Origin of the sequence: Citrobacter sp. Ct235 (genome assembly GCF_030332305.1) — a bacterium.
GTDB lineage: Bacteria > Pseudomonadota > Gammaproteobacteria > Enterobacterales > Enterobacteriaceae > Citrobacter_A > Citrobacter_A telavivensis.
In genome coordinates this window covers 1-20929 of the sequence record NZ_JAOWIC010000028.1, presented here as the reverse complement: position 1 = coordinate 20929, position 20929 = coordinate 1, and the positions used below count along the sequence as shown (strand labels likewise).

The window sequence follows — 20929 nt, the reverse complement described above, 5'->3', positions numbered from 1 at the left end:
GTGATTGATAAATCCGCCTTTATTCATCCAACCGCCATTGTGGAAGAAGGCGCCTCACTCGGCGCTAACGTTCACATTGGTCCTTTTTGCCTCGTTGGACCCCATGTTGAAATTGGTGAAGGTACCGTACTGAAGTCTCACGTTGTCGTGAATGGTCATACTAAAATTGGCCGCGATAACGAGATATATCAGTTCGCCTCCATCGGTGAAGTGAACCAGGATCTGAAATATGCGGGTGAACCGACCCGTGTGGAAATTGGCGATCGTAACCGCATTCGTGAAAGCGTTACCATTCATCGTGGTACAGTACAGGGCGGTGGATTGACGAAGGTGGGCAGCGATAACTTACTGATGATTAATGCCCATGTGGCACACGATTGCACAATAGGGGATCGCTGTATTCTGGCAAATAACGCCACGCTTGCGGGTCACGTTTCGCTGGATGATTACGTCATCATCGGTGGCATGACCGCAGTGCATCAGTTCTGCATTATTGGTGCACACGTGATGGTCGGTGGCTGTTCTGGCGTTGCTCAGGACGTTCCGCCGTACGTTATTGCTCAGGGCAACCACGCGACGCCGTTTGGCGTCAACATCGAAGGGTTGAAGCGTCGCGGATTTACCCGCGAAGCGATTACCGCTATCCGCAATGCTTACAAAGCGTTGTACCGTAGCGGCAAAACCCTGGAAGAAGTGAAACCGGAAATCGCTGAACTGGCGAAGCAGTATCCGGAAGTTCAGGCGTTCAGCGATTTCTTTGCCCGCTCAACGCGCGGACTGATTCGTTAATGGCTGAACAGCGCTCCTTAACGATTGCCCTGGTCGCCGGAGAAACCTCCGGCGATATTCTTGGTGCTGGCTTAATCCGGGCGCTGAAAGCGCGCGTACCTGATGCGCGTTTTGTCGGCGTCGCCGGCCCGCGCATGCAGGCTGAAGGCTGTGAAGCCTGGTATGAAATGGAAGAACTGGCGGTGATGGGCATTGTGGAAGTGCTTGGACGCCTGCGTCGTCTGCTGCATATCCGCGCCGATCTGACCCGTCGATTCACCGAGTTGCAGCCCGATGTTTTCGTCGGTATCGATGCACCCGATTTCAATATCACTCTCGAAGGGAATTTGAAAAAACAGGGCATCAAAACGATTCATTACGTCAGTCCGTCCGTCTGGGCGTGGCGACAGAAACGCGTTTTCAAAATAGGCAGATCCACCAACATGGTTCTGGCTTTTCTGCCTTTCGAAAAAGCGTTTTACGACAAGTTTAATGTACCGTGCCGTTTTATCGGTCACACGATGGCGGATGCCATGCCGCTGGACCCGGATAAAAACGCGGCGCGGGATGTGCTGGGTATTTCCCATGATGCCCACTGCCTGGCGTTATTGCCTGGTAGCCGTGGTGCAGAAGTCGAAATGTTGAGTGCCGATTTTTTAAAAACAGCACAACTGTTGCGACAGACATACCCTGACCTTGAAGTCGTGGTGCCATTGGTCAATGCCAAACGCCGCGAACAGTTTGAACGCATCAAGGCTGAGGTTGCACCCGATCTTCATGTTCACCTGCTGGATGGGATGGGACGCGAAGCGATGGTCGCCAGTGATGCAGCATTGCTGGCATCGGGCACCGCCGCGCTTGAGTGCATGCTGGCGAAATGCCCGATGGTAGTGGGATATCGCATGAAGCCCTTTACGTTCTGGCTGGCGAAGCGGCTGGTGAAGACTGATTATGTCTCGCTGCCAAACCTGCTGGCGGGAAGGGAACTGGTGAAAGAGCTATTGCAGGAAGAGTGTGAGCCGCAAAAGCTGGCTGAGGCGCTCCTCCCCTTGTTGGCCAACGGTAAAACCAGCCATGCGATGCATGATACTTTTCGCGAACTGCATCAGCAGATCCGCTGTAACGCCGATGAGCAGGCGGCGGATGCGGTCCTGGAGTTAGTACAATGATCGAATTTGTTTATCCGCACACGCAGTTAGTGGCGGGTGTGGATGAAGTCGGACGCGGTCCATTGGTCGGCGCGGTCGTCACTGCTGCCGTGATCCTCGACCCGGCGCGCCCGATTGTGGGTCTTAACGATTCCAAAAAATTATCTGAAAAGCGCCGTCTGGCGCTGTATGACGAAATCAAAGAAAAAGCGTTGAGCTGGAGCCTCGGTCGTGCAGAACCACACGAAATCGATGAGCTGAATATTCTCCACGCCACTATGCTGGCTATGCAGCGAGCGGTGGCGGGGTTACACATTGCGCCGGAATATGTGCTGATCGATGGCAATCGCTGTCCGGCATTGCCTGTGCCATCCCTGGCGGTGGTGAAGGGCGACAGTCGGGTGGCGGAAATCAGCGCCGCGTCTATTCTTGCAAAAGTCACGCGTGACGCCGAAATGGCCGAGCTGGATATCGTTTTCCCGCAATATGGTTTTGCCCAACACAAAGGGTATCCAACCGCTTTCCATCTGGAAAAACTGGCTGAACATGGCGCAACGGAGCATCACCGACGTAGTTTTGCTCCCGTTAAACGCGCACTGGGACTCGCGTCCTGATTCTTGTGTTGAAGGAATCTGAAGATGTCTGAACCTCGTTTCGTCCACCTGCGGGTGCACAGCGACTATTCCATGATCGATGGGCTGGCGAAAACCGGGCCGCTGGTGAAAAAGGCGGCCGCGTTAGGCATGCCTGCACTGGCGATCACCGATTTTACGAACCTCTGTGGTCTGGTGAAGTTCTACGGAGCGGGTCATGGCGCAGGGATTAAACCCATTGTTGGCGCTGACTTCCATGTTCAGAGTGAGCAGATGGGCGATGAACTCACGCATCTGACGGTACTCGCCGCGAATAACACCGGTTATCAAAATCTCACCCTGCTGATCTCCAAAGCCTATCAGCGCGGTTATGGTGCGGCGGGGCCGATCATCGACCGCGACTGGCTGATCGAGCTGAAAGAAGGGTTGATCCTGCTCTCCGGCGGCCGGATGGGCGACGTCGGGCGTAGCCTGCTGCGCGGCAATAGCGCGCTGGTGGAAGAGTGTGTCGCTTTCTACGAAGAGCACTTCCCGGACTGTTACTTCCTTGAGCTGATCCGTACCGGTCGACCGGATGAAGAGACCTATCTGCATGCGGCCGTTAAGTTGGCGGAATCGCGGGGGTTGCCGGTGGTGGCCACCAACGACGTGCGCTTTATCAACAGTGAAGACTTTGACGCGCATGAAATCCGCGTCGCCATTCACGATGGCTTTACGCTCGACGATCCCAAGCGTCCGCGCAACTATTCGGCGCAGCAGTATATGCGCTCGGAAGAGGAGATGTGCGAGCTCTTCTCCGACATTCCGGAAGCGCTGGAAAACACCGTCGAAATTGCCAAACGCTGCAACGTAACGGTGCGTCTGGGCGAATACTTCCTGCCGCAGTTCCCGACTGGCGATATGACCACGGAAGATTTCCTGGTACAGAAATCGAAAGAGGGTCTGGAAGAGCGTCTGGAATTCTTGTTCCCGGATGAAGCCGAGCGGAAAGAGAAACGTCCGCCGTACGATGAACGCCTGGACATTGAGCTACAGGTGATCAACCAGATGGGGTTCCCTGGCTACTTCCTCATCGTGATGGAGTTTATCCAGTGGTCGAAAGACAACGGCGTGCCGGTAGGCCCGGGCCGTGGTTCCGGTGCGGGATCGCTGGTGGCCTATGCGCTGAAAATCACCGACCTCGATCCGCTGGAATTTGACCTGCTGTTCGAACGTTTCCTTAACCCGGAACGTGTCTCCATGCCTGACTTCGACGTTGACTTCTGTATGGAGAAACGCGACCAGGTGATTGAACACGTTGCGGACATGTACGGTCGTGATGCGGTATCGCAGATAATTACCTTCGGTACGATGGCGGCGAAAGCGGTTATTCGCGACGTGGGCCGTGTACTGGGCCACCCGTACGGTTTTGTCGACAGGATTTCGAAGCTGGTACCGCCTGATCCTGGGATGACGCTGGCGAAAGCCTTCGAAGCCGAACCGCAACTGCCAGAAATTTACGAGGCAGATGAAGAAGTTAAAGCGCTGATCGACATGGCGCGTAAGCTGGAAGGCGTGACCCGTAACGCCGGTAAACATGCCGGTGGGGTGGTTATCGCACCGACGAAAATCACCGATTTTGCGCCGCTGTACTGTGATGAACAGGGGCTGCATCCGGTTACCCAGTTTGATAAAAACGATGTGGAATATGCCGGCCTCGTGAAGTTCGACTTCCTCGGCCTGCGTACGCTCACCATCATCAACTGGGCGCTGGAGATGATCAACGCCCGCCGCGAGAAGCACGGCGAGCCGCCGCTGGATATTGCCGCTATCCCGCTGGACGACAAGAAAAGTTTCGATATGCTGCAACGCTCGGAAACTACGGCGGTCTTCCAGCTTGAATCCCGCGGCATGAAAGACCTGATTAAGCGTCTGCAGCCTGACTGCTTCGAAGATATGATAGCCCTGGTGGCCTTGTTCCGTCCGGGGCCGTTGCAGTCCGGGATGGTGGATAACTTCATCGACCGTAAGCACGGGCGTGAAGAGATTTCCTATCCGGATGTGCAGTGGCAACACGAAAGCCTGAAGCCGGTACTGGAGCCGACCTACGGCATCATCCTGTATCAGGAACAGGTCATGCAGATTGCTCAGGTGCTCTCTGGCTATACCCTTGGCGGCGCGGACATGCTGCGTCGTGCGATGGGTAAGAAAAAGCCGGAAGAGATGGCCAAGCAGCGCGGCACCTTCGAAGAAGGGGCGAAAAAGAACGGCGTTGACGGCGAACTGGCAATGAAAATCTTCGACCTGGTGGAGAAATTCGCCGGGTACGGATTTAACAAATCGCACTCTGCTGCCTACGCGCTGGTCTCTTACCAGACGCTGTGGCTGAAAGCACACTATCCTGCCGAGTTTATGGCGGCGGTCATGACCGCTGATATGGACAACACCGAGAAGGTGGTTGGACTGGTGGACGAATGCTGGCGCATGGGGCTGAAGATCCTGCCGCCCGATATCAACTCCGGGCTGTATCACTTCCACGTCAACGACGACGGCGAGATTGTTTACGGTATCGGCGCGATCAAAGGCGTGGGTGAAGGTCCGATCGAGGCGATCATTGAGGCGCGTAACAACGGCGGCTATTTCCGCGAGTTGTTCGATCTTTGCGCGCGCACCGATACCAAAAAGCTCAACCGTCGGGTGCTGGAAAAACTGATCATGTCCGGGGCGTTTGACAGGCTGGGGCCGCATCGTGCCGCACTGATGAACTCGCTGGGCGATGCGCTGAAAGCCGCCGACCAGCACGCGAAAGCGGAAGCGATTGGCCAGGCGGATATGTTCGGTGTGCTGGCGGAAGAGCCGGAGCAAATTGAACAGTCCTACGCCAGCTGCCAACCGTGGCCGGAACAGGTGGTGTTAGATGGGGAACGTGAAACGTTGGGGCTGTACCTGACGGGTCACCCTATCAATCAGTATTTGAAAGAAATTGAGCGCTATGTCGGAGGCTACCGGCTGAAAGACATGCATCCGACAGAACGTGGTAAAGTGACCACGGCTGCGGGGCTCGTCATTGCCGCAAGGGTTATGGTCACCAAGCGCGGCAATCGTATCGGCATCTGTACGCTGGATGACCGTTCCGGACGTCTGGAGGTGATGTTATTTACCGACGCCCTGGATAAATACCAGCAATTGCTGGAAAAAGACCGCATACTTATCGTCAGCGGACAGGTCAGCTTTGATGACTTCAGCGGGGGGCTTAAAATGACCGCCCGCGAAGTGATGGATATTGACGAAGCCCGGGAAAAATATGCTCGCGGGCTTGCTATCTCGCTGACGGACAGGCAAATTGATGACCAGCTTTTAAACCGACTCCGTCAGTCTCTGGAACCCCACCGCTCGGGGACAATTCCAGTACATCTCTACTATCAGAGGGCGGATGCACGTGCGCGGTTGCGTTTTGGCGCAACGTGGCGTGTCTCTCCGAGCGATCGTTTGCTAAACGATCTCCGTGGCCTCATTGGTTCGGAGCAGGTGGAACTGGAGTTTGACTAATACAGGAATACTATGAGTCTGAATTTCCTTGATTTTGAACAGCCGATTGCAGAGCTGGAAGCAAAAATCGATTCTCTGACTGCGGTGAGCCGTCAGGACGAGAAACTGGATATTAATATCGATGAAGAAGTGCATCGCCTGCGTGAAAAGAGCGTAGAGCTGACGCGCAAAATCTTCGCCGATCTTGGCGCATGGCAGGTTGCCCAACTGGCACGCCATCCGCAGCGTCCTTACACCCTGGATTATGTTCGCCTGGCGTTTGATGAATTTGACGAACTGGCGGGCGATCGCGCCTATGCCGACGATAAAGCTATCGTCGGCGGCATCGCGCGTCTGGATGGTCGTCCGGTGATGATCATTGGTCATCAGAAAGGCCGCGAGACCAAGGAAAAAATCCGTCGTAACTTTGGTATGCCGGCACCGGAAGGCTATCGTAAAGCGCTGCGTCTGATGGAAATGGCCGAGCGTTTCCACATGCCGATCATTACCTTTATCGACACGCCGGGTGCTTATCCAGGCGTCGGTGCGGAAGAGCGCGGTCAGTCTGAAGCTATTGCACGAAACCTGCGTGAAATGTCACGTCTGAGCGTTCCGGTTATCTGCACCGTGATCGGTGAAGGGGGATCCGGTGGCGCGCTGGCAATCGGCGTGGGTGACAAAGTGAATATGCTGCAATACAGCACCTATTCCGTGATCTCCCCGGAAGGCTGTGCGTCCATTCTGTGGAAAAGCGCGGACAAAGCGCCGTTGGCCGCTGAAGCAATGGGTATCGTCGCGCCGCGTCTGAAAGAGCTGAAGCTGATTGATTCCATCATCCCTGAACCACTGGGCGGTGCGCACCGCAACCCGGAAGTGATGGCGGCTTCGCTGAAAGCGCAACTGCTGGCCGATCTTGCCGATCTCGATGTACTGAGCACCGAAGATTTGAAAAACCGTCGCTATCAGCGTCTGATGAGCTACGGTTACGCATAAACGTTGACCATTCCGAAAAGGGCCACAAATTGTGGCCCTTTTTTTTACCTGTGGTTTGAACCCGCTATGATTAGCGTAGGTTTTTCCAGGAGGAACGCATGAACATCATCGCCATCATGGGGCCGCACGGGGTTTTTTATAAAGATGAGCCCATCAAGGAGCTTGAGCGTGCGCTGCAATCACAGGGATTTCAGATAATCTGGCCACAGAACAGCGTCGACCTGCTGAAATTTATCGAACACAACCCGCGCATCTGCGGGGTAATTTTTGACTGGGATGAGTACAGTCTCGATCTGTGCAGCGAGATTAACCAGCTTAATGAGTATTTACCGCTGTATGCGTTTATCAACACGCATTCAACCATGGACGTCAGCGTTCACGATATGCGCATGGCGTTATGGTTTTTTGAGTATGCGCTGGGGCAGGCGGAAGATATTGCGACGCGCATTCGCCAGTACACCAACGAGTACCTCGACAATATCACGCCGCCCTTCACCAGGGCGCTGTTCACTTACGTGAAAGAGGGGAAGTACACCTTCTGTACGCCGGGGCACATGGCTGGAACGGCCTATCAAAAAAGCCCGGTTGGCTGCCTGTTCTATGACTTTTTCGGCGGCAATACCCTAAAAGCAGATGTGTCGATATCGGTCACTGAGCTGGGTTCGTTACTCGACCACACCGGACCGCATCTGGAGGCCGAAGAGTACATTGCCAGAACCTTCGGTGCAGAGCAGAGTTACATGGTGACCAACGGCACCTCTACCTCAAACAAAATTGTGGGGATGTACGCCGCGCCGACCGGCAGTACGCTGCTGATTGACCGCAACTGCCATAAGTCGCTGGCGCATTTGTTGATGATGAGCGACGTGGTCCCAATCTGGCTGAAACCGACGCGTAACGCGCTCGGCATTCTGGGCGGCATTCCTAAGCGCGAGTTTACGCACGAGAGTATTGCGAGCAAAGTTGCCGCCACGACCCAGGCACAGTGGCCGGTTCATGCGGTGATAACCAACTCAACCTATGACGGACTGCTGTATAACACCAACTGGATCAAACAGACGCTGGATGTTCCCTCTATCCACTTCGATTCTGCCTGGGTGCCGTATACCCACTTCCATCCCATTTATCAGGGGAAAAGCGGGATGAGCGGTGAGCGAGTGCCTGGCAAGGTGATTTTTGAGACACAATCCACTCACAAAATGCTGGCGGCGTTGTCGCAGGCGTCGCTTATCCATATTAAAGGGGAATATGACGAAGAGACCTTCAACGAAGCCTTTATGATGCACACCTCTACCTCACCGAGCTATCCCATTGTTGCCTCCATTGAGACGGCGGCGGCGATGCTGCGTGGAAATTCGGGTAGGCGGTTAATCAACCGCTCGGTAGAGCGTGCGCTGCATTTTCGCAAAGAGGTACAGCGATTGCGTGAAGAGTCTGACGGTTGGTTCTTTGATATCTGGCAGCCAGAAGAGGTTGATGAAGCGGCGTGCTGGCCGGTTGCGCCAGGTGAAGACTGGCACGGATTTACCGATGCCGACGACGACCATATGTTCCTCGACCCGGTAAAAGTGACTATCCTGACTCCCGGTATGGATGAGCAGGGGAAGATGAGTGACGAGGGGATCCCCGCCGCGCTGGTGGCAAAATTCCTCGATGAGCGCGGCGTGGTGGTGGAGAAAACCGGCCCGTACAACCTGCTGTTTCTCTTTAGTATCGGGATTGATAAAACCCGGGCGATGGGGCTGTTGCGTGGCCTGACCGAATTTAAACGCTCTTACGATCTCAATTTGCGTGTGAAGAATATGCTGCCGGATCTGTATGCGGAAGATCCTGATTTTTATCGTCACATGCGTATCCAGGATCTGGCGCAAGGGATCCATAAGCTCATTCGCCAGCACGATCTTTCCGGACTGATGTTGCGAGCGTTTGATACTCTGCCGGAAATGATCATGACGCCGCATCAGGCCTGGCAACGGCAGATCAAAGGCGAAGTCGAAACGGTGACTCTCGATCAGCTGGTGGGACGCGTGTCAGCGAATATGATCCTGCCGTATCCCCCTGGCGTTCCGCTGCTGATGCCGGGAGAAATGATCACCGGGCAGAGTCGCGCAGTGCTCGATTTCCTGTTGATGCTCTGTTCCGTCGGCCACCACTATCCGGGCTTTGAAACGGATATTCACGGGGCGAAGCAGGATGACGATGGCGTATACCACGTACGAGTCTTAAAAACAGCATGACAGCTTGCCTTCAGCGCCCTCTGGCGGGTAACGTGCTGATGATAAATAAAGGAGATGAAGACACTATGCTGGGATTAAAACAGGTTCACCATATTGCGATTATTGCGACAGACTATGCCGCGAGTAAGTCCTTCTATTGCGATATTCTGGGGTTTACGCTGATGAGCGAAGCCTATCGTGAAGAACGAGACTCGTGGAAGGGTGATCTGGCGCTAAACGGACAATATGTGATTGAGCTTTTTTCATTTCCTTTCCCGCCCGCGCGTCCAGGTCGCCCGGAAGCCTGCGGATTGCGCCATCTGGCGTTCAGCGTGGATGACCTGGATAACGCGGTTGCGCATCTGGAGGAAAATCACGTCAGTTGCGAAGCCATCCGCATCGATCCCTTCACCAACAAGCGCTTCACCTTTTTTAAAGACCCGGATGGCCTGCCGCTCGAACTGTATGAGCAGTAAGACTTGTTATTGCGGCGATTGCCCGGTAACGTGCCGGGCAACGTCACTGTAAATAACCGCTATGACAACACTCACGCTGAACACTTCGCTTTTCACCTCCCGACAGATACTGGTCGCTTTTAGCGGCGGTCTGGACTCTACCGTGCTCCTGCACCAACTGGTGCAATGGCGGGCGCAGCAACCGACGCTCTCACTTCGCGCAATTCACATCCATCACGGGCTAAGCGCTCACGCCGATGCGTGGGTAGCGCATTGCGAAGCCGTCTGTGCGCAATGGCAGGTACCGCTGGTGGTGGAGCGGGTAACGCTGGCGGACGCGGGACTGGGGATTGAAGCTCATGCCCGACAGGCGCGGTATCAGGCGTTTGCCGACGCATTGTTGCCCGGTGAAGTGCTGGCGACCGCCCAGCATCTTGACGATCAGTGTGAAACTTTTTTACTGGCGCTCAAACGCGGCAGCGGCCCGGCGGGGCTGTCTGCGATGGCGGAGATTTCTGCGTTTGCCGGCACGCAACTCATCCGTCCGCTGCTGACGCAAACTCGTGCGGCGCTGGAGCAATGGGCAAGGCAATATCAGCTTCGCTGGATTGAAGATGAAAGCAATCAGGATGACGCCTACGATCGCAACTTCCTGCGTTTGCAGGTTCTGCCGCTTCTGCAACAGCGCTGGCCGCATTTCGCTGATGCCACAGCGCGCAGCGCCGCGCTGTGCGCCGAGCAGGAGAGTCTGCTGGATGAACTGCTTGCCGATGAACTGTCTGGTTGCACCACGGCAAACGGAACGCTGGCGCTTACGCCGCTCAAGGCAATGAGCCGTGTCCGGCGTGCAGCGCTGCTTCGCCGCTGGCTGGCTGCGCAAAATGCGCCAATGCCTTCACGCGATGGACTTGACCGTCTCTGGCAGGAGGTGGCGCTGGCGCGTGAAGATGCTTCACCGTGTCTGCGTTTCGGCGACTATGAGGTGCGACGTTATCAGGGGCAACTGTGGTGGATTAAATCTGCTGTCGGGCAGAGTGAGACCATACTGCCCTGGCCTTGCTGGCAGATGCCGCTCACGCTGCCTGCCGGTCTGGGCTATCTCAGGCTACAACCGGGGGGGGAATTGCGCATGCCCCGCGAGGATGAGTGCGTCAGCATCCGTTTTAAAGCATCCGGAATGCTGCATATTGTTGGCCGCAACGGTGGGCGTAAGTTAAAGAAAATCTGGCAGGAGCTGAATGTGCCTTCCTGGCGACGAGATACCACGCCGTTGCTGTTTTACGGTGAAACGCTGATTGCGGCCGCTGGGGTATTTGTCACGCGTGAGGGGCTTACAGAGGGGGAATCAGGGGCGAAATTGGTGTGGGATAAGAGCATCTGAAATGCCTGATGACGCTGCGCTTATCAGGCCTACGTATCGCATGGCGCGTAGGCCGGATAAGGTGCTTGCACCGCCATCCGGCAGCACATATTCAGGATTCGCTAACCACCACGGTACCGATTTCCGGATGGCTGAAGCTGACAATTTTATCGAGACGAAGCTCGCGCGTTTCACCCGCAACATCGGTGATCAGATATTCCACGTTTTTCCGCGAAACCAGATCGTTGGCTTTCGCCTGCAAAACTTCACCATCTTTCAGTTCCAGCGTCAGTAATAAATGATGCTGGCAGGCGAGCTCGAGGTTGTCGTAGTCATCACAGTTGATGGGTTGGTATGTATCATTCATTGACATAATCGCTCACCAGTAAGTTCGCCGCAGCATAGGCCGCCTTTTCCCTGACCGACTCTGAAAGGGCACTGTCTGCCGCTATTTCATTAAGCACCTTCAATACGCAACCCAGCGCATCCGGGATATACCCTAAGTCTCCGCTGGCGATTTCCGCATACCGCTTGCGTATTAACTCACAATATTTTTCCACATGCCCTCCTGTCAGCATTCTGACTTAACCGTGGATGCAAGTCTAAGCCTACGAAGATAAACTCTGTTTAGCAAGGTGACTATACCACAGCCATTCGCGCAATATCAGCGCCTTGATAGATGATCCTCTGACAGCCTTTTGGCTTCATTTTCGCTACAATGATCGCCTGATTCGAAAGGAGTTTTTCCATGGCGCTTAAAGCGACAATTTATAAAGCCGTTGTTAACGTGGCGGACCTTGACCGTAACCAGTTTCTTGATGCGGCGTTGACGCTGGCGCGTCACCCCTCTGAAACCCAGGAGCGCATGATGCTGCGTCTGCTGGCGTGGATTAAGTATGCGGATGAGCGTCTCCAGTTTACGCGTGGCTTAAGCGCGGAGGATGAGCCGGAAGCATGGTTGCGTAACGATCATATGGGTATCGACCTGTGGGTCGAGCTGGGATTGCCGGATGAAAGGCGTATTAAGAAGGCGTGCACGCAGGCCGCCGACGTGGCGCTGTTTGCCTATAACAGTCGGGCAGCGCAGATCTGGTGGCAGCAAAACCAGAGTAAATGCGCGCAGTTTTCGAATCTCACGGTCTGGTATCTGGATGATGAACAACTGGCCCAGCTCAGCGCCTTTGCGAACCGTACCATGACGCTACAGGCGACGATTCAGGATGGTGCTATCTGGTTGTCTGATTCTCAGAATAATCTGGAAATTCATCTGACGTCGTGGCATCAGCCGGCATGATCGTCATTTCGCGAACTGTCTCAATCCCTGACGATGAGCTGGAGATCACCGCCATTCGAGCCCAGGGCGCAGGGGGACAGCACGTCAATAAGACCTCAACGGCGATACATTTGCGTTTTGACATTCGGGCCTCCAGCCTGCCAGAGTATTATAAGGAACGTCTGCTGGCCGCCAGCCATCACCTGATTACGGCCGATGGCGTGATGATTATTAAGGCGCAGGAATACCGCAACCAGGAACTCAACCGGGAAGCGGCGCTTGCCAGGCTAGTGGCGGTCATAAAAGAACTCACCGCAGAACAAAAAAGCCGACGCGCAACCCGACCAACGCGGGCATCGAAAGAACGAAGATTAAATTCGAAGGCGCAGAAATCCTCAGTAAAAGCCCTTCGCGGGAAAGTCCGTCGCGATGACTGACGGGCAGGAATAAAAATGGATAGGGAGTCAGGGTGAAAAAAACACTACTTTCAGCGATGGCGGCGTTTACGCTCTTCGCATTGATTGGTTGTAATAACCGTTCAGACGTTGACGTTATCCAGCCGACTCAGGTTGCAGAATTAAAACCGATGCAGCAAAGCTGGCGAGGCATTCTACCTTGTGCTGACTGCGAGGGAATTGAGACGTCTCTGTTTCTGGAGAAAGATGGCACATGGGTAATGAACGAACGCTATCAGGGCGTACGTGAAGAGCCGTCTTCTTTTGCCTCCTACGGCACCTGGGCGCGTACGGCCGATAAACTGGTGCTGACCGACAGTCAGGGCGAGAAATCCTACTATCGTGCGAAAGGAGAAGCGCTGGAGATGCTGGATCGGGAGGGTAACCCTATCGAGTCTCAGTTTAACTATACGCTTGCGCCTGTGAAATCGAGCTTGCCAGTGACGCCGATGGCGATGCGTGGCATGTATTTCTATATGGCGGATGCCGCAACCTTCACCGACTGCGCGACAGGAAAGCGGGTATCCGTTGCCAGTAACGCCGAGCTGGAACGCGGTTATCTTGCGGCGCGTGGCACCAGTGAAAAACCGGTGCTGTTGTCTGTCGAAGGGCACTTCACGCTGGAGGTGAATCCGGATACCCATGAGCCTGTGAAAACGCTGATGGCGGATAAAGAGATTAAATTTATCCCGGGTAAGGGCTGCACCGACTGAGTGGCAGACTGAAAGATAGCGGTCCGGTCACCGGACCGCTATCGTCTTACCTGCGGTGATGCTATGGCGTCTGCAGCTTAGCGCGTCAGTCCTACAAAACGTCCCGTCTTGATATAAATCCCTAACTTCAAATGACCGACATAGCGAAGCTGCGTTTCTGGCTTAAACGCGGCAAGGTCGCCTTCCCGCATGTGCATCAGGTCGGCAGGGCTTATCCAGCCCGACTGCGCCAGAGTTAGCGGATGTCCCGCTTTAGCAAACGCATCGGTTACGAATTCGGAACAAAACCACGCCGTTTTCTCTCCCGCTCGGGGATCGCTCAGCTGCGCTTTCGCCAGTCCGCTGACGCACTGCTGCCGGAAATCTTCGGAGAAGGGGTTAAGCGAACACATCTGGCGGGTCATCATAAACGGAATGAATTCCACGATACCGCGATAGTTGTAGCCGCTGTTCTTGATTTTATAGGCGAAGGTTTTGATCTCCGCGGCCTGTTGCGGGGTCAGTTCAGGAACTCTCAGGGCAAAAAGCTTATCACTATGCTTCATCGCCTGTTCGAGTGAAACGATTTGCACGCCAGCCCCGGTGGCTTCTGCCACTTCATTATTTCCCAGATAGACGGCAACGTGGCTTACGGAAGCGTTACTGAACGCGCGGATGCCTAATGAGGTGACCCCAAGGCTGGAGGAGAACAGGAGATCGCCTGGCTTAAGTTCGGTATCAGTAATTTCGACCAGTGCTTTATTCGTGAATGAGCTTTGGCGCTGGAATTTAACCGCCCATTTTTTAGATTGCGCATCAATGGCGGTGGCGGATTTATTCGGTGGGCTGACGTCAACGGTGCAGGCCGAAAGCAAAAGAAGGCAAGGGAGGAACAGGCGGTAATACGCCGTTGGTTTAGCCATTTTATACAATCCATGTAAAAAAGAGGCCCTGAAAATCAGAGCCTCTTATGACATCAGCCTTTAATCTGTTTAACCAGATAGTTGACGATGTCGCCGGTTTTAATCAGCTGTTTCTCGCCATTGCGGCGGTATTTGTATTCAATATCGTCGTTGTCGAGGTTACGGTCGCCCAGCACGATAGTGTGCGGAATACCGATCAGTTCCATATCCGCGAACATCACGCCAGGACGCTCTTTACGGTCGTCCATTAGCACTTCAATGCCTTGCGCACGCAGCTCGGCATACAGTTTTTCAGCCAGTTCCTGCACGCGATAGGACTTGTGCATGTTCATCGGCAGAATCGCGACCTGGAATGGGGCGATGGCGTCAGGCCAGACGATGCCGCGATCGTCGTAGTTCTGTTCAATGGCCGCCGCCACCACACGTGTAACCCCGATACCGTAGCAGCCCATGGTCAGGATCTGATTGCGGCCATCTTCACCCTGAACGGAGGCTTTCATCGCTTCCGAATATTTGGTGCCCAGTTGGAAGATATGACCGACTTCGATACCGCGCTTGATAAGCAGCGTGCCTTTACCATCCGGGCTCGGATCGCCGGCGACAACATTACGGATATCAGCAATTTCTGGGGTTGCGACATCGCGATCCCAGTTGATACCGAAGTAGTGTTTACCATCCACGTTAGCGCCCGCCGCGAAATCACTCATTACAGCCACGGTACGGTCGATAATCACCGGCACCGGCATGTTCACCGGACCCAGGGAACCCGGACCGGCTTTCACCAGTGCGCGGATCTCTTCTTCGGTGGCGAACGTCAGCGGGCTGGCAACCTGCGGCAGTTTTTCCGCTTTGACTTCGTTCAGCTCATGATCGCCACGAACCAGCAGCGCGACCAGCGGAGACTTGCTGTCTTCCACGGCTTTTACCAGCAGAGTTTTAACGGTTTTTTCGACAGGCAGATTAAACTGTTCAACCAGCTCGGCGATGGTTTTCGCATTCGGCGTATCAACCAGCGTCATCTCCTGCGTTGCCGCAGCGCGTGGTTCTTTCGGCGCAACGGCTTCAGCAAATTCAATGTTGGCCGCGTAGTCAGAGGAGTCAGAGAAGATCACATCGTCTTCACCGCTCTGCGCCAGTACCTGGAATTCGTGCGAGGCGCTGCCGCCGATAGAACCGGTGTCAGCCTGCACCGCGCGGAAATCCAGCCCCATACGGCTGAAGATCTTGCTATAAGCCGCGTACATCGTGTCGTAGGTTTCCTGCAGCGATTCCTGAGAAGTATGGAAAGAGTAGGCATCTTTCATCAGGAATTCACGGGAGCGCATCACGCCGAAACGCGGACGCACTTCGTCACGGAATTTCGTCTGAATCTGGTAGAAGTTCAGCGGCAACTGTTTGTAAGAGCTGAGCTCATTACGAATCAGGTCGGTGATCACTTCTTCGTGCGTTGGGCCGAGTACGAACGGACGCTCGCCACGGTCAACAAAACGCAGCAGCTCCGGACCGTACTGTTCCCAACGGCCACTCTCTTGCCACAGGTCAGCAGGCTGAACGACTGGCATAGACACCTCGATGGCACCGGCGTTGTTCATCTCTTCACGCACGATGTTCTCGACTTTTTTCAGGACGCGCACGCCGGTCGGCAGCCAGGTGTATAACCCGGAGGCCAGCTTGCGGATCATCCCGGCGCGCAGCATCAGCTGATGGCTGATAACCTCGGCGTCGGCAGGTGTCTCCTTCAGAGTGGAGAGCAGGTATTGGCTAGTACGCATGTTGTTACGGTTCCAGTTGAACGATCGAACAGGCTCAATGCGAGCCTGACACAAAAAAAGTAACTCAGTTTACCAGCGAGAAAGGGATGTCAAAAGAGAAGGGCGTGAAATTAGCGGGGTTCTAGCGCAAAGACTTCGAAACCCGTCTCGGTTACGCGCCAGCGCACGTTGAAATCGTGCAGCCAGACGGCGTAGGTTTTGCCTGTCTCTTCCCCTTTCCGATAGGCTGGACGCGGGTCCTGCGCCAGCACATCGCGAATAAACGTTTTCAGCAGGGGGTAATGCTTTTCCAGTGCAGGAAACTGTTGTTCAATCTCGTCGGTAAAACTCACCGCCATTTCGGCCTGAGGTGCCTGTTGTGCGTAGCTGGCGGTTGCATCCGGCAAAGATTCCGCGAACGGCAGATAAGGCTTGATGTCGATGACCGGCGTACCGTCGACCAGATCCAGACTACCCAGTTGCAGAATAACCTGATCTTTCTGACAGACAATGCCTTTCAGTTCGACCAGCGACATGCCGACGGGATTGGGGCGAAACGTTGAGCGCGTGGCGAATACGCCCATACGCGCGTTACCGCCAAGACGAGGCGGGCGCACGGTTGGGCGCCATCCCCCTTCCATCGTCTGATGGAAAACAAAGATCACCCATAAGTGGCTGAATGCTTCAAGACCGCGTACCGCATCGGCCTGATTATAGGGCGACAGCAGGTGCAGTTCGCCGTTGACGCTTTTTACCAGCCCTGGCTGGCGGGGAACGGCGAACTTCTCTTTGTAGGGCGAGCGAATGACACCGATTTGCTCAAACTGAAAATGACTCATTTAGCCGAGATGTTGAGCGCAGAACCAATACAGACGGCCTGACGATAGCAGCCGGGTGTCCCGCTGGTGACTTCACAGCTATGCAGTAAAACGGCATTGGCTTTCATTTTCGACGCATTAATCTGCATGCGTTTACGTGCCGTCGGGATGTTCGGCGGAGAGTCCTGATTAGAGGCCTGACAGGATTCACCGGTTACTTCGCCGAGATCGCGGAACGGCTTGCCGACCAGATCTTCCGCATTGGTGTAAATTCTGACGGGGACCGCGCGCGGCGCTTTCGGTTTTTCCGGCTCCGCTTTAGGCGGGGTTGCGGTGCTTTGAACGGGTTCAACAGGGGATCTGCTTAGCATAGAACAGCCGCTCAGCATGAGTGCCAATAAACAGATCGGTAAAGCACGCATAATATTTCCTCAATGAATGATCTAACTGTCACATATTGAATCAGGAGCTTGCATAAATGACAAGACGGGCTAACGCCCGTCCTGAATGATATTACAGATTGTGAAAAGCGCCTAAAAATTACCAGCCCTTAACAGCGCCACCGTTGAAGACTTTGTTTGCGGCTTCGTAAACTTCGTCAGACTGATAAGCCTGGACGAATTTCTTCACGTTCTCCGCGTCTTTGTTATCTTCACGGGTCACGATCAGGTTAACGTACGGGGAATCTTTATCTTCAACAAAGATTCCGTCTTTTGCCGGCGTCAGGTTGATCTGGCTGGCATAGGTTGTGTTGATCACCGCCAGGGCAATCTGCGCATCATCAAGAGAACGCGGCAGTTGCGGGGCTTCCAGTTCGACGATTTTCAGATTTTTCGGATTTCCGACGATATCCAGTGAAGTCGGCAGCAGGCCTACGCCATCTTTCAGTTTGATCAAGCCCACTTTCTGCAGCAGCAGCAGGGAACGGCCCAGGTTGGTCGGATCGTTCGGAACCGCTACCTGTGCGCCATCCTGAAGTTCATCCAGGGATTTGATTTTTTTGGAGTAGCCAGCAATCGGATAAACGAAGGTATTACCTGCGGCAACCAGTTTGTACCCGCGATCTTTGATCTGCTGATCCAGATACGGTTTGTGCTGGAAGGCGTTGGCATCGATATCGCCTTTGCTCAGCGCTTCGTTCGGCAGAACGTAGTCATTGAAGGTCACCAGCTCAACGTCCAGACCGTATTTTTCTTTTGCGACTTTTTGTGCGACTTCAGCAACCTGTTGTTCCGCACCGACAATCACGCCGACTTTGATGTGGTTTGGATCTTTTTCATCCTGACCGCAACCCACGAGTGCCAGTGAACCAATCAGGGCGCCTACTGCCGCAATGGTTTTGAATTTGAACGCCATGCTTATTTCCTTAATGTGATATTTGTGTTTTGTAGAACGTTACTTGTGCGTCACAGTCCGGACGATGCGATCGCCCGCGAACTGAATTAAATAAACCAGAACAACGAGTAATACCAGTACCGTATTCATAACAGTAGCATTGTATCCAATGTAGCCGTACTGATAGCCTATCTGTCCAAGACCGCCGGCACCCACGGCACCCCCCATAGCGGAATAGCCGACCAGTGTAATCAGCGTAATGGTCGCCGCGTTCACCAGCCCTGGTAGGGCTTCCGGCAGCAGCACTTTGCGTACAATTTGCAGCGGCGTTGCGCCCATTGCGCGCGAGGCTTCAATCAGCCCCGTCGGGATTTCGAGCAGGGCGTTTTCCACCATACGCGCGATAAATGGCGCAGCACCGACGGTGAGTGGGACAATCGCGGCCTGCAAACCGATTGACGTTCCGACAATTACGCGAGTGAACGGAATCATCCATACCAGCAGAATAATGAACGGAATCGAACGGAAGATGTTCACAACCGCAGACAGGGTGCGGTAGAGCTTCGCGTTCTCAATGATTTGTCCGGGGCGCGTCACGTATAGCAGTACGCCAACTGGCAGACCGATCACAAAACCAAAGAAACCCGATACGAAGGTCATCGCCAGCGTTTCCCAGACGCCACGAACCAGCAGCCACATCATCGGCTCAGACATAACCCAGTACCTCTACTTTTACATGGTGTTCTTGCAGCCAGGCAATTGCGGCCTGCGTTTCTTCTTGTGTGCCGTGCATTTCAGTCAGCATGATGCCGAACTTCACGCCGCCGGCGTAATCCATCTGCGCGCTGATAATGTTGTTATTCACGTTAAAGCGGCGCGCCGTTTCGGAAAGCAGCGGAGCATCAACCGACTGACCGGTAAATTCCATGCGTAGCATCGGGACGCTGTCGGCTGTCGATTCCGCCTTGAGGCGCGCCAGATAATCTTCCGGAATATCCAGGTGCAGCGTTGACTGAATAAACTTTTGCGCCAGAGGCGTTTTCGGGTGTGAAAACACTTCGCTGACGGTATCTTGCTCAATGAGTTCACCATTACTGATAACGGCCACGCAGTCGCAGATCCGCTTAACCACGTCCATCTCGTGCGTAATCAGCAGAATGGTCAGGCCAAGGCGACGGTTAATGTCTTTCAGCAGTTCGAGGATGGAGCGAGTGGTGGCAGGATCCAGCGCGCTGGTGGCTTCGTCGCACAGCAGCACTTTGGGCTGGCTTGCCAGCGCACGGGCGATGGCGACACGCTGCTTCTGACCACCGGACAGGTTTGCAGGGTAGCTGTCGTGCTTATCACCCAGTCCCACGAGATCGAGCAGTTCTGTCACGCGACGCTTAACCTCTTCTTTCGGCGTGTTGTCGAGTTCAAGTGGCAGAGCGACGTTACCAAAAACGGTACGGGAGGACAGCAGGTTAAAGTGCTGGAAAATCATGCCAATCTGGCGACGCGCTTTGGTTAGCTCAGATTCAGATAGCGTGGTCAGCTCTTGTCCACCGACCTGAACGCTCCCTTCCGTCGGGCGCTCCAGCAGGTTTACGCAGCGGATCAGTGTGCTTTTACCGGCTCCTGAGGCACCGATAACGCCATAAATTTGTCCGGCAGGGACATGCAGGCTAACGTTGTTCAACGCCTGAATGGTGTGAGTCCCCTGATGGAACACTTTGGTGATACTCGAAAGTTTAATCATTGATTATTTATTATCGTAATGAAGTTACCGTGGCATTTTCGTCTGTCTGATGCGGTCAAAAGCCGTCAACAAAATGGATGTTAAGGCATCCAGACGTCTAAATCAATCAGGGTTTCTACGATGAGCACTTTCTTGCCTGCCGAAACATGCGATACTAGCGCTACATGCCTTATTCAGGAGCTATAAAAGGTGGCAAAGTCCGTACCCGCAATTTTTCTCGACCGTGACGGTACAATTAATGTCGATCACGGCTACGTACATGAAATCGACGAGTTCGAATTTATCGACGGTGTTATTGATGCCATGCGCGAGCTTAAAACCCTGGGCTATGCGCTGGTGGTTGTCACCAACCAGTCAGGGATTGCGCGCGGCAAATTTACCGAAGCGCAGTTTGAGACATTAACAGAGTGGATGGACTGGTCGCTGGCCGATCGCGATGTCGACCTCGACGGTATCTATTACTGTCCGCACCATCCGCAGGGCAGCGTGGAAGAGTACCGCCAGGTCTGTGATTGCCGTAAACCGCATCCGGGGATGCTGATCTCGGCCCGCGATTTCCTGCACATTGATATGGCAGCGTCTTATATGGTGGGCGACAAATTAGAAGATATGCAGGCGGCTGCCGCGGCAGGCGTCGGGACAAAAGTGTTAGTTCGTACCGGCAAGCCGATCACCCCGGAAGCAGAAAATGCCGCCGATTGGGTATTAAATAGCCTTGCTGACCTGCCATCGGCGATCAAAAAGCAGCAAAAATAAGCATTATGGTCAAAAGGTGAGCGGTTGAAATAAATCTGCATTTTTCCGCTTGTCTTCCTGAGTCGACCCCCTATAATGCGCCTCCATCGACACGGCGGATGTGAATCACTTCACAGAAAAACGCCAGTGAGATTGAAGAGAAAAATCC

The 20929-nt window shown here is 54.2% G+C and carries 21 protein-coding genes; 12 read left to right on the top strand and 9 right to left on the bottom strand.

What is annotated here, in order from left to right:
• The 8 genes from lpxA to tilS all read left to right on the top strand — a co-directional run bounded on the left by lpxA (position 1) and on the right by tilS (position 11061).
• Positions 1-789 carry an acyl-ACP--UDP-N-acetylglucosamine O-acyltransferase gene (lpxA, locus tag OGY35_RS01220; RefSeq protein ID WP_042323676.1) on the top strand — a complete coding sequence of 263 codons (789 nt, stop codon included), beginning with the start codon at positions 1-3 and terminating at the stop codon, positions 787-789.
• Complete coding sequence (lpxB, locus tag OGY35_RS01215) at positions 789-1937, top strand: lipid-A-disaccharide synthase (RefSeq protein WP_286631216.1); 1149 nt, start codon at positions 789-791, stop codon at positions 1935-1937. The genes lpxA and lpxB overlap by 1 nt, the downstream gene beginning before the upstream one ends.
• Positions 1934-2530: a ribonuclease HII gene (rnhB, locus tag OGY35_RS01210; RefSeq protein WP_152405813.1), complete on the top strand. Its 597-nt coding sequence runs from the start codon at positions 1934-1936 to the stop codon at positions 2528-2530. Before lpxB ends, rnhB begins: the two co-directional genes overlap by 4 nt.
• A 24-nt stretch (positions 2531-2554) precedes the next feature.
• Positions 2555-6037 carry a DNA polymerase III subunit alpha gene (dnaE, locus tag OGY35_RS01205; protein WP_286631215.1) on the top strand — a complete coding sequence of 1161 codons (3483 nt, stop codon included), beginning with the start codon at positions 2555-2557 and terminating at the stop codon, positions 6035-6037.
• Between the two features lie 12 nt (positions 6038-6049).
• Complete coding sequence (accA, locus tag OGY35_RS01200; protein WP_046475834.1) at positions 6050-7009, top strand: acetyl-CoA carboxylase carboxyl transferase subunit alpha; 960 nt, start codon at positions 6050-6052, stop codon at positions 7007-7009.
• 98 nt (positions 7010-7107) lie between these two features.
• Positions 7108-9246 carry a lysine decarboxylase LdcC gene (gene ldcC, locus OGY35_RS01195; protein WP_286631213.1) on the top strand — a complete coding sequence of 713 codons (2139 nt, stop codon included), beginning with the start codon at positions 7108-7110 and terminating at the stop codon, positions 9244-9246.
• A gap of 65 nt (positions 9247-9311) precedes the next feature.
• The gene (locus tag OGY35_RS01190) at positions 9312-9701 is read left to right on the top strand and encodes a VOC family protein (RefSeq protein WP_178826613.1); all 390 of its coding nucleotides are present in this window, start codon (positions 9312-9314) and stop codon (positions 9699-9701) included.
• Between the two features lie 61 nt (positions 9702-9762).
• Positions 9763-11061, top strand: a complete 1299-nt coding sequence (tilS, locus tag OGY35_RS01185) for a tRNA lysidine(34) synthetase TilS (RefSeq protein WP_286631212.1) — start codon at positions 9763-9765, stop codon at positions 11059-11061.
• Between the two features lie 91 nt (positions 11062-11152).
• Here the strand turns inward: tilS and rof are convergent, their stop codons facing one another.
• Positions 11153-11413 (bottom strand): Rho-binding antiterminator, encoded by a 261-nt coding sequence (gene rof, locus OGY35_RS01180; RefSeq protein WP_286631211.1) that lies wholly within the window; start codon positions 11411-11413, stop codon positions 11153-11155.
• The gene (locus OGY35_RS01175) at positions 11400-11600 is read right to left on the bottom strand and encodes a YaeP family protein (protein ID WP_042323658.1); all 201 of its coding nucleotides are present in this window, start codon (positions 11598-11600) and stop codon (positions 11400-11402) included. The genes rof and OGY35_RS01175 overlap by 14 nt, the downstream gene beginning before the upstream one ends.
• A gap of 188 nt (positions 11601-11788) precedes the next feature.
• Here OGY35_RS01175 and OGY35_RS01170 point away from each other — a divergent pair, with 188 nt between their 5' ends.
• Genes OGY35_RS01170 through nlpE form a run of 3 tightly spaced genes read left to right on the top strand, consistent with a single transcriptional unit; the run spans position 11789 to position 13481 of the window.
• On the top strand, positions 11789-12334 hold the full coding sequence (locus OGY35_RS01170; RefSeq protein WP_286631210.1) for a YaeQ family protein: 546 nt from the start codon (positions 11789-11791) through the stop codon (positions 12332-12334).
• The gene (gene arfB, locus OGY35_RS01165) at positions 12331-12750 is read left to right on the top strand and encodes an alternative ribosome rescue aminoacyl-tRNA hydrolase ArfB (protein WP_042323653.1); all 420 of its coding nucleotides are present in this window, start codon (positions 12331-12333) and stop codon (positions 12748-12750) included. The genes OGY35_RS01170 and arfB overlap by 4 nt, the downstream gene beginning before the upstream one ends.
• Positions 12751-12782: 32 nt before the next feature.
• Positions 12783-13481: an envelope stress response activation lipoprotein NlpE gene (nlpE, locus tag OGY35_RS01160; RefSeq protein ID WP_286631209.1), complete on the top strand. Its 699-nt coding sequence runs from the start codon at positions 12783-12785 to the stop codon at positions 13479-13481.
• Positions 13482-13558: 77 nt separating this feature from the next.
• Here the strand turns inward: nlpE and OGY35_RS01155 are convergent, their stop codons facing one another.
• The 7 genes from OGY35_RS01155 to metN all read right to left on the bottom strand — a co-directional run bounded on the left by OGY35_RS01155 (position 13559) and on the right by metN (position 20025).
• Positions 13559-14383, bottom strand: a complete 825-nt coding sequence (locus tag OGY35_RS01155; RefSeq protein ID WP_152405806.1) for a YaeF family permuted papain-like enzyme — start codon at positions 14381-14383, stop codon at positions 13559-13561.
• 53 nt (positions 14384-14436) lie between these two features.
• Positions 14437-16155: a proline--tRNA ligase gene (gene proS / locus OGY35_RS01150; protein WP_286631208.1), complete on the bottom strand. Its 1719-nt coding sequence runs from the start codon at positions 16153-16155 to the stop codon at positions 14437-14439.
• Positions 16156-16265: 110 nt separating this feature from the next.
• Positions 16266-16973 carry a tRNA (N6-threonylcarbamoyladenosine(37)-N6)-methyltransferase TrmO gene (tsaA, locus tag OGY35_RS01145; RefSeq protein ID WP_152405804.1) on the bottom strand — a complete coding sequence of 236 codons (708 nt, stop codon included), beginning with the start codon at positions 16971-16973 and terminating at the stop codon, positions 16266-16268.
• Complete coding sequence (rcsF, locus tag OGY35_RS01140) at positions 16970-17374, bottom strand: envelope stress sensor lipoprotein RcsF (protein ID WP_042323642.1); 405 nt, start codon at positions 17372-17374, stop codon at positions 16970-16972. The genes tsaA and rcsF overlap by 4 nt, the downstream gene beginning before the upstream one ends.
• A 118-nt stretch (positions 17375-17492) precedes the next feature.
• Positions 17493-18308, bottom strand: a complete 816-nt coding sequence (gene metQ, locus OGY35_RS01135; protein ID WP_042997845.1) for a methionine ABC transporter substrate-binding lipoprotein MetQ — start codon at positions 18306-18308, stop codon at positions 17493-17495.
• A gap of 39 nt (positions 18309-18347) precedes the next feature.
• Positions 18348-19001, bottom strand: a complete 654-nt coding sequence (locus tag OGY35_RS01130) for a methionine ABC transporter permease MetI (RefSeq protein WP_042323638.1) — start codon at positions 18999-19001, stop codon at positions 18348-18350.
• Positions 18994-20025, bottom strand: coding sequence for a methionine ABC transporter ATP-binding protein MetN (metN, locus tag OGY35_RS01125; protein ID WP_046475860.1), 1032 nt, complete (start codon positions 20023-20025; stop codon positions 18994-18996). Before metN ends, OGY35_RS01130 begins: the two co-directional genes overlap by 8 nt.
• 189 nt (positions 20026-20214) lie before the next feature.
• Between metN and gmhB the strand changes: the two genes are divergently transcribed.
• On the top strand, positions 20215-20781 hold the full coding sequence (gene gmhB, locus OGY35_RS01120) for a D-glycero-beta-D-manno-heptose 1,7-bisphosphate 7-phosphatase (RefSeq protein ID WP_286631206.1): 567 nt from the start codon (positions 20215-20217) through the stop codon (positions 20779-20781).
• The last annotated feature ends 148 nt before the right edge of the window (positions 20782-20929 follow it).